General features: G+C 64.9%; 8 protein-coding genes. 4 read left to right on the top strand and 4 right to left on the bottom strand.

From position 1 onward, the window contains the following. Window positions 1-17: 17 nt before the first annotated feature. Together IAE36_RS08440 and IAE36_RS08445 are read left to right on the top strand one after the other, a co-directional pair. Window positions 18-1,409 (top strand): DUF2868 domain-containing protein, encoded by a 1,392-nt coding sequence (locus IAE36_RS08440; protein WP_201211771.1) that lies wholly within the window; start codon window positions 18-20, stop codon window positions 1,407-1,409. Continuing rightward, window positions 1,402-2,766 carry a GTPase/DUF3482 domain-containing protein gene (locus IAE36_RS08445; RefSeq protein ID WP_028632079.1) on the top strand — a complete coding sequence of 455 codons (1,365 nt, stop codon included), beginning with the start codon at window positions 1,402-1,404 and terminating at the stop codon, window positions 2,764-2,766. The genes IAE36_RS08440 and IAE36_RS08445 overlap by 8 nt, the downstream gene beginning before the upstream one ends. Before the next feature lie 22 nt (window positions 2,767-2,788). On the opposite strand, the gene IAE36_RS08450 is transcribed toward IAE36_RS08445, so the two are convergent. After that, the gene (locus tag IAE36_RS08450) at window positions 2,789-5,050 is read right to left on the bottom strand and encodes a heavy metal translocating P-type ATPase (protein WP_201211773.1); all 2,262 of its coding nucleotides are present in this window, start codon (window positions 5,048-5,050) and stop codon (window positions 2,789-2,791) included. A 78-nt stretch (window positions 5,051-5,128) separates the two neighbouring features. Between IAE36_RS08450 and cadR the strand changes: the two genes are divergently transcribed. Next, the gene (gene cadR / locus IAE36_RS08455) at window positions 5,129-5,572 is read left to right on the top strand and encodes a cadmium resistance transcriptional regulator CadR (protein ID WP_028632081.1); all 444 of its coding nucleotides are present in this window, start codon (window positions 5,129-5,131) and stop codon (window positions 5,570-5,572) included. Between the two features lie 9 nt (window positions 5,573-5,581). On the opposite strand, the gene IAE36_RS08460 is transcribed toward cadR, so the two are convergent. The 3 genes from IAE36_RS08460 to IAE36_RS08470 are packed head-to-tail and all read right to left on the bottom strand — an operon-like array spanning window position 5,582 to window position 8,210. Then, a complete protein-coding gene (locus IAE36_RS08460) occupies window positions 5,582-6,553 on the bottom strand; it encodes a thymidylate synthase (protein WP_201211775.1) in 972 nt (323 codons plus the stop codon). 51 nt (window positions 6,554-6,604) lie between these two features. After that, window positions 6,605-7,411, bottom strand: a complete 807-nt coding sequence (gene lgt / locus IAE36_RS08465) for a prolipoprotein diacylglyceryl transferase (RefSeq protein WP_201211777.1) — start codon at window positions 7,409-7,411, stop codon at window positions 6,605-6,607. A gap of 16 nt (window positions 7,412-7,427) precedes the next feature. Further along, entirely contained in the window at window positions 7,428-8,210 is a 783-nt protein-coding gene (locus tag IAE36_RS08470; RefSeq protein WP_201211779.1) for a sulfite exporter TauE/SafE family protein, read from the bottom strand. 130 nt (window positions 8,211-8,340) lie between these two features. Here IAE36_RS08470 and IAE36_RS08475 point away from each other — a divergent pair, with 130 nt between their 5' ends. Beyond that, window positions 8,341-9,087, top strand: coding sequence for an NRDE family protein (locus IAE36_RS08475; RefSeq protein WP_201211788.1), 747 nt, complete (start codon window positions 8,341-8,343; stop codon window positions 9,085-9,087). The last annotated feature ends 123 nt before the right edge of the window (window positions 9,088-9,210 follow it).

Consider the following 9,210-nt stretch of genomic DNA (forward strand, 5'->3'; position numbering starts at 1 on the left):
CTGCCCAGACCTGTGCAATGGAAGACTTCGTGACTGCCCTCACCCCACTGGACAAGCGCTGGCTTACCGAAGCAGTACGCCTGCGCGAGGAACACGCCGGCCCGCTGGAAGACCAGGAAGCCAACCGCCGCGCCCGCCAGCAAGGCGGCGAGCTGGCGACCCGGGTGGAAACCCGTGCGTTGCTGCTGGCAGACCGCGACGGCATGACCACGGCGCTGCGCCACTGGAAACAAGGCGCCCGTCTGGCCTTGCTGGCATTGCTGCTGATGGCGGTGCTCAGTGGTGCAGGGCTGGCGCTGGCAGCCCTGGGCGACGGGCAACGCCCGGTGAACGTGTTCTGGGCCTTGGGCAGCCTGCTTGGCCTGAACCTGCTGATGCTGCTGGGCTGGGCCGCCGGCTTCATGCTCAGCGGCGAGCAGGGTGCGGTGTTTGGCCGGTTTTGGCTGTGGTTGAGTGAGCGCTTTGCCAGGGATGCCAAGGCCGCGCAGTTGGCGCCGGCACTGCTGGTGCTGTTGCAACGCCAGCGCCTGAACCGCTGGGTGCTGGGCCTGCTGGTCAACAGCCTGTGGCTGGTGGCGATGCTCAGCGCCATGGGGGTGATGCTGGCACTGCTTGCCACCCGGCGCTACGGCTTTGTGTGGGAAACCACCCTGCTGGCCGCCGACCCGTTCATCTCCCTGACCCAGGCACTGGGGGCGCTGCCTGGGCTACTGGGCTTTGCGGTACCCGACCCGGCCATGGTCCGCGCCAGCGGCGACACGCTGCCGGCGCTGGCCTTGACCCGCCAGGCCTGGGCCAGCTGGCTGCTGGGTGTGGTGCTGGTATTCGGGCTGCTCCCGCGCCTGCTGCTGGCCGGGCTGTGCCTGTGGCGTTGGCGGCAAGGCCGTAGCCGCCTGGTGCTGGACCTGAACCTGCCCGGCTATGCGTCACTGCGCGAGGCACTGATGCCCCACAGCGAGCGCATGGGCGTGCAGGACGACGCACCTGAAAGCCTGCCGGCGTTCACGGCAGGCAAAATGCCGGGCGACGGCAGCGGCGGCCTGTTGGTCGGCCTGGAGCTGGACGACCAGCGGCCCTGGCCACCCGCGCTACCCGCAGGCGTGACCGACGCCGGCGTGCTCGACAGCCGTGAGTCGCGCAACCACCTGCTTGAACAGTTGGGCCGTTTCCCCCCGGCGCGCCTGGCCATCGCCTGTGACCCAAGCCGCTCCCCTGACCGCGGTAGCCTGGCCCTGCTGGCCGAGCTGGCGCGCACGGCCGGTAGCACGCGGGTCTGGCTGCTGCCAGCAACCCCTGGGCTGACGGTGGACGCCCAACGCCTGGGCGATTGGCACGAAGCCCTTGATCGCCTTGGCCTGCACCATGGCGAGGCGCCTCCATTGACCTGGCTGGAGCTTGGCCATGACTGAGCCACTTAAACTGGCCGTGGTTGGCCACACCAACGTCGGCAAGACCTCGCTGCTGCGCACGCTTACCCGTGACGTCGGCTTTGGCGAGGTATCGCACCGCCCCAGCACCACCCGTCACGTGGAAGGGGCGCGCCTGTCGGTGGGCGGCGAACCCCTGCTGGAGCTGTACGACACCCCCGGCCTGGAAGATGCCATCGCCCTGCTCGACTACCTCGAGCGCCTGGAGCGCCCCGGTGAACGGCTCGATGGCCCGGCACGGCTGCAGCGCTTTTTGCAGGGCAGCGAAGCACGCCAGCGTTTCGAACAGGAGGCCAAGGTGCTGCGCCAATTACTGGCAAGCGATGCCGGGCTGTACGTCATTGATGCGCGCGAGCCGGTGCTGGCCAAGTACCGAGACGAGCTTGAGGTACTGGCCAGCTGCGGCAAGCCGCTGCTGCCGGTGCTCAATTTTGTCGCCAGCCAGCAACACCGCGAGCCCCAATGGCGTGAAGCCCTTGCCAGGCTTGGGCTTCACGCGTTGGTGCGGTTCGACAGCGTGGCCCCGCCCGAGGATGGTGAGCGGCGCCTCTACGAAAGCCTGGCCCTGCTGCTGGAAAACGCCCGCCCCAACCTGCAGCGGCTGATCGACGACCAGCAGGCGCAGCGCCTGGCCCGCCGGCAAAGCGCCAAACGCCTGATCGCCGAACTGCTGCTGGACTGCGCTGCATGCCGGCGCAGCGTCGCGGCCGAGCCTGCGGCAGAAGCCCAGGCCATCGGGGCATTACGTGATGATGTGCGCCAGCGTGAACAGCGCTGCGTCGAGGCCCTGTTGAAGCTGTATGCCTTTCGCCGCGAGGATGCCCATGCCAACGACCTGCCGCTGCTCGATGGGCGCTGGGGTGACGACCTGTTCAACCCCGAAACCCTCAAGCTGCTGGGGGTGCGCCTGGGCAGTGGCGTAGCGGCCGGGGCAGCAGCTGGCGCCGGGGTCGACCTGCTGGTCGGCGGCCTGACGTTAGGTGCTGCAGCGTTGGCCGGGGCCATCGCCGGCGGCGCGCTGCAAACAGCCCGCAGCTATGGTTCACGGCTGATGGGCAAACTGAAGGGCAAGCGTGAGCTGACGGTGGACGATACCGTGCTGCGCTTATTGGCCCTGCGTCAGCAGCAGTTGCTGGTGGCGCTGGAAAACCGGGGGCATGCGGCCCAGCACAGCATTCTTCTGGGTGAGCTGGATGAAAAGGCCTGGCGGCAGGGCAAGTTGCCAGAGGCGCTGGTCAGTGCCCGTGCCCATCCGCAGTGGTCCACCCTCAACCCAGGGGCGAAAGTGAACCAGCCACAACGGCAAGAGCAACTGGACGCGCTGGCCCAGCAGCTTTAACGCCCCAGGCCGCTAGTACCCTCTACTTGCGCAACAGACGAAGGCCGTTGAACACCACCAGCAAACTCACGCCCATGTCGGCGAACACGGCCATCCACATGGTGGCCATGCCCGCGAAGGTAATGGCCAGGAAGATCGCCTTGATGCCCAATGCCAGCACGATGTTCTGCATGAGGATGGCTGCGCTTTGCCGCGAAAGCCTGATGAAGGCCGGGATCTTGCGCAAATCGTCGTCCATCAGCGCCACATCGGCGGTTTCGATGGCGGTATCGGTGCCTGCTGCGGCCATGGCGAAGCCCACTTCGGCCCGCGCCAGGGCCGGCGCATCATTGATCCCGTCACCGACCATACCCACCCGATGGCCCTCGGCATACAGCGCTTCGATGCTTTTGAGCTTGTCGGCAGGCAGCAGATTACCCTCGGCACGGTCGATCCCCACTACCGCGGCAATGGCCTGGGCAGTATGTGGGTTGTCACCGGTCAGCATCACGGTCTTGATGCCCAGTTCATGCAGCTCGGCAATGGCCTGACGGCTGGTTTCCTTGACGGTATCGGCCACCGCGAACAGTGCCAGCGGGCCGGAGCTGTCCAGTAACAGCACCACGGTCTTGCCCTGGCGCTCCAGCACGTCCAGCTGGGCTTCAAGCTCGGGCGAACACAACCCCAGCTCTTCCACCAGGCGGTGATTGCCCAGGTGATACACCTGACCCTCGATGGTACCGCGCACGCCACGGCCAGCCAGTGCGGCGAAGTCCTGCACCTCCTGGGTGGCCACGCCTTGTGCCTGGCCAAACTGTGCAATGGCACGCGACACCGGGTGGTCGGAGCGCCCGCCCAGGCTGGCGGCCAGTGCCTGGGCACGGCCTTCGAACAGCGGCTGCAGCACGGTGGCGTCGGTTTGCACCGGCTTGCCGTGGGTAATGGTGCCGGTTTTGTCCAGCGCCAGGAAATCCAGGTGTCGGCCCCCTTCCAGGTACACGCCACCCTTGATCAGGATGCCCTTGCGGGCCGCAGCGGCCAGGCCACTGACGATGGTCACCGGGGTGGAAATCACCAGGGCACAGGGGCAGGCCACCACCAGCAGCACCAGCGCACGGTAGATCCAGTCGAACCAGGCGCCACCCGTGAACAGCGGCGGAAGAATCGCCACCGCCAGCGCGATGGCGAATACCACCGGGGTGTAGATGCGCGAGAAACGGTCAACGAAGCGCTGGGTAGGCGCCCGTGCGCCCTGGGCCTGTTCGACAGCCTTGATGATGCGTGCCAGGGTCGACTGGCCGGCGGCCGCCGTGGCGCGGAACTCCAGCGCCCCGGCCTGGTTGATGGTGCCGGCGAACAGCTTGTCGCCCACGGCCTTTTCCACAGGCAGGCTTTCGCCCGTAATCGGCGCCTGGTCGACACTCGACTGACCACTGGTGACCTCGCCATCCAGGCCGATGCGCTCACCAGGGCGCACCCTGACCAGCGCGCCGATGGCCACTTCGCGCACATCAACCTCACGCCACTGGCCGTCGGCCTGTTGCACCGTGGCCATGTCCGGCGTCAGTTGCATCAACCCGCTGATGGCATTGCGTGCGCGGTCCAGTGAGCGAGCCTCGATCAACTCGGCGACGGTGAACAGCACCATCACCATGGCAGCTTCAGGCCACTGGCCGATCAACAACGCGCCGGTCACGGCAATGCTCATCAGGGCGTTGATGTTGAGGTTGCGGTTTTTCAGGGCGATCCAGCCCTTTTTGTAGGTGCCAAGGCCGCACCCCAGAATGGCCGCCAGTGCCAATGCCGCCACTACCCATTGCGGGGCCAGTTGAGCAAAGTGCACGATTTCAGCAGCGATCGCCGCCACGCCTGACAAGGCCAGCGGCCACCAGCGGCTCTTCACCGGCTGGGCGGCAGTGGCAGCGCCGTCATCCTCGTCACCCAGCGGCTCGGCTTTCATGCCCAGGCTGTCGATGGCCCGCTCGATTTCGGCGGTACCCTGCAAGGTATGACGCACACCCAGCACGCGGTTGATGAGGTTGAACTCCAGTTGCTCGATGCCGGCCAGGCGGCCCAGCTTGTCCTGGATAAGCGTCTGCTCGGTAGGGCAGTCCATGGCATCAATGCGGAACCGGCTCAGTTGCGCCTGGTCGCTGGCCTTGTCGGTCAGCTGTACCAGGGCCGGCGCCGCTTGCGAGCCACAGCAAGCGTGCGCATGCGGGGCATGGTTGTGCCTGGCATGGCTATGGGCGTGATCGCCGTGGTCGTGATCAGGCTTGTGGTCGTGGCTGACAGGCTGGTTCATGGGGTGTCCTTAAATGGCCTGTTGCCAAGTGAACACCCTGTAGCCACTATAGGGTCAAGCCATTACGGGGGATGAGTGATGAAAATCGGCGAATTGGCCAAGGCAACCGAGTGTGCGGTAGAAACCATCCGCTATTACGAGCGCGAGCAACTGTTGCCGGAGCCCGCCCGCACCGATGGCAACTACCGGCTATACACCCAGGCCCACGTGGAGCGCCTGACGTTCATCCGCAACTGCCGCACGCTCGACATGACCCTGGAAGAAATACGCAGCCTGCTGCAACTGCGCGACAGCCCCCAGGCCTCCTGTGGCAGCGTGAACGCGCTGATCGACGAGCATATCGAGCACGTCCAGGCACGCATCGACGGCCTGGTAGCGTTGCAGGAGCAACTGGTGGACCTGCGCCGCCGCTGTAACAGGCAGGGGGCAGAATGCGCGATCTTGCAACAGCTGGAGACCAATGGCGCGGTTTCAGTGCCTGATGTGGAGCATTCACATGTCGGCCGAAGCCACGGCCACTGATTCTGTACGCTAGACCGCCATCGGCGCTGTCATCGGCGCATGGTGCTCGTACCCTTGCAGCCAGAAATCACCCGGCTCGATCTGCTCCAGCCATTGCGGCTCGTACTTGCCAGTCTCGGCAAACGCCGGCACGCGGTCGCTGATCACCAGCTTGGGCGCCTCCAGCGGCTCACGCTTGAGCTGCTCGTTGAGCATGTCCAGGTGGTTTTCATACACATGGGCATCGCCAATGAAATACGTGAACCAGCGCGGGGTGTAACCGGTCAGTCGGCCGAACAGCGACAGCAACGCCGCGCCCTCGGTCAGGTTGAACGGTGTGCCCAGGCCCAAGTCGTTGGAGCGAATGTACAACGTCAGGGAAATCTCGCGGGTTTCGACGTTAGGGTGGAACTGGTACAGCAGGTGGCACGGCGGCAGCGCCATTTCATCCAGCTGGGCGCAGTTCCAGCCGTGGAACAGGATGCGCCGGCTGCCCGGGTCGTTGGCGATGGTGTCCAGGCACTGACGCACCTGATCGATGGCCTTGTACAGGATGACAAACGCCACACCGTTTTCTTCGTCCTGGGCAATGCGGCGAAAACCTGCCAGCTCGGCTTTCTCGATGGCCGCCGGGTTGCTCAGCGGGATGCGTTTGTAGCCCGGCCATTGGCGCCATTGCACGCCGTAGATCTCGCCCAGGTCGTCATGCCCCTGGCGGAACGGGTTGGCCAGCCACTGGGCATTTTCGTTGGCGTTCTGGTCCCAGACCTTGCAACCCAGTTCACGGAATTCACCCGCGTTACGTACGCCGCGCAAGAACCCGACCATTTCGCCGATGGCCGACTTGAACGCCAGCTTGCGGGTGGTGATGGCGGGGAAGCCTTTTTGCAGGTCGAAGCGCAGCATGGCACCCGGCAGGCTGATGGTGCGGATGCCGGTGCGGTTTTCCTGCAGCGTGCCGTTGTCGATGACGTCGCGGACCAGGTCCAGATACTGTTTCATGGCTTACCTGTAGCAAATACGGCAGGGGGATCGCCCCTGCCGTGGGATTAATCAGGCGGGTGTCGCCGTGGGCTTGCGATTATAAGCCCACCAGATCAGGCCAATGCCAGCCAGGATCATGGGCACGCAGAGAATCTGACCCATGGTCAGCCAACCCCAGGCGATGTAGCCCAGCTGGGCGTCCGGCACACGTACGAACTCCACGATGAAGCGGAAGATGCCGTAGAACAAGGCGAACATGCCGGACACCGCCATGGTTGGCCGTGGCTTGCGCGAGAACAGCCAGAGAATGGCGAACAGCGCCACGCCTTCAAGCGCGAACTGATACAGCTGCGACGGGTGGCGCGGCAGCTGCGCCGGGTCGCTGAACGGCGGGAAGATCATCGCCCAAGGCACGTCGGTAGGCTTGCCCCACAGCTCGGCGTTGATGAAGTTGCCAATGCGCCCTGCGCCCAGGCCGATGGGTACCAGCGGGGCAACGAAGTCCATCAGTTCGAAGAACGACTTGTGGTTGCGCTTGCCGAACCACAGCGCCGCCAGCATCACGCCGATGAAGCCGCCGTGGAACGACATGCCGCCCTTCCACACCTCAAGGATCAGGGTGGGGTTGGACAGGTAGGCATGCAGGTCGTAGAACAATACATAGCCCAGCCGCCCACCGACAATTACCCCCATCGACAGCCAGAACACCAGGTCGGAGAGCTTTTCCCGGCTCCAAGTGGGATCGAAGCGGTTCAGGCGCCGCGTGGCGAGCAGCCAGGCGCCGCCGATACCAACCAGGTACATCAGCCCGTACCAGTGAATCTTCAATGGCCCCAGGGCCACCGCCACGGGGTCTATCTGCGGGTAAGGCAGCATGTAACTTCCTCTTGGTTCAAATCAAAAAACTCAGGCCGACACTGAACAGCAGTGCCGCAAACAGGCGCTTGAGCAGGCGTGGCGACAGCCTATGAGCCAGGCGCGCGCCAAAACGTGCGAAAAACATGCTGGTGACTGCGATACCCACCAGTGCCGGCAGGTACACATACCCGACGCTGTTGGGCGGCAGGTTTGCCTCGTGCCAGCCCAACAGCATGAAACTGAGCGCACTGGCCACGGCAATGGGCAGGCCGCAGGCCGACGATGTGGCCACCGCCTGCTGCATCGGCAGGCTGCGCCAGGTGAGGAACGGCACGGTCAGTGAGCCCCCACCGATGCCAAAGATGGCGGAGGCCCAGCCAATGACGCCACCGGCCGCGATCAGCCCAGGCTTGCCCGGGATACCACGGCTGGCCTTGGGCTTGAGGTCCAGCGCCATCTGCACAGCGATGACCAGGGCGAATACGCCGATGATCTTCTGCAGCATCGGCCCCTGGATCAACGAGGCCGTCTTGGCGCCGATACCGGCGCCCAGCAGGATACCCAATGTCATCCAGGCGAAGATCGGCCACTGCACCGCGCGCTTGCGGTGGTGTTCGAGCACGGCGTTGATCGAGGTGAAGACGATGGTTGCCAGTGAGGTGCCGACCGCCAGATGTGTCAGCACCGAGGCATCGAAACCCTGCAAGGTGAAGCTGAACACCAGCACGGGCACGATGATGATCCCACCCCCCACGCCGAACAGCCCGGCGAGTACCCCGGCGCATGCACCCAACAGCAGATAGAGCACGAATTCCATTCGGCATCCCCCGAAAAATCAATCCGGCATGGTAACGGAAGCCGGCCTTGGCGCTCTAGTGAACTCTGCATCACGATGGATCTGCATTGTTACCCTGGGTACAGTGGCAGAAAACAGGGAGGCCGGGCCCATGTGCCTGATCGTATTCGCCTGGCGGCCAGGGCATGCCCTGCCGCTGATCGTGGCGGGCAACCGCGACGAGTTCTATGCCCGCCCTACCCAGGCCCTTGCCCCATGGGACGATGCACCCGGCGTGCATGCCGGCCGCGACCTAGAAGCGGGTGGAACCTGGTTGGGTGTGGGGCCCCGGGGGCGGTTCGCAGCGCTGACCAACATTCGTGACCCCGGCCAGCCCCTTGGCCCCCGCTCACGGGGCGAACTGGTAGCGGCTTACCTGCAGGGTGAACTGGGGGTTGAGGCCTACCTGGACGAGGTGGCCGGCCGTAGCGGCCAGTATTCCGGGTTCAACCTGTTGGTAGGTGATGGGCAGCGGCTGGGCTATGTGAATGCCCGCGAGGCTGCTCCGCGCCTGCTGGGGGCTGGGGTCTACGGGCTTTCCAATGCAGGCCTGGATACTCCGTGGCCAAAGTTGGTGAAGGCACGCAGCCGGCTGGAAAATCTTTTGGAAACGGCAGAGCCGGATGTGCTGCTGGCATTGCTGGCGGATAACCAGCCTGCTGCTGACGGTGAATTACCGGAGACAGGCGTGGGGGTGGCAACGGAGAGGTTGCTGTCCAGCGTGTTCATCGCCAGCCAGAACTACGGCACCCGGGCGAGCACAGTGCTGATTGTGGATGCCGAGGGTAGGCGGCGGATGGTAGAGCGCAGTTTCGGGCCCTTTGGGGGGCATTTGGGTGAGGTGGTATTGGACGTGTGAGGCCAGCCGCGCGACCGCCTTGGCGCATGGCGCGATATCATGGCGTACAAACAGGGCGGCCGCGCGCGCCCTCACAGGCGTGACTGGCCCGAAACAAACGTAGGAGCGAGCGCAGCTCGCGAT

This window comes from Pseudomonas sp. S36, from assembly GCF_016647875.1.
GTDB classification, from domain to species: Bacteria; Pseudomonadota; Gammaproteobacteria; order Pseudomonadales; family Pseudomonadaceae; genus Aquipseudomonas; species Aquipseudomonas parafulva.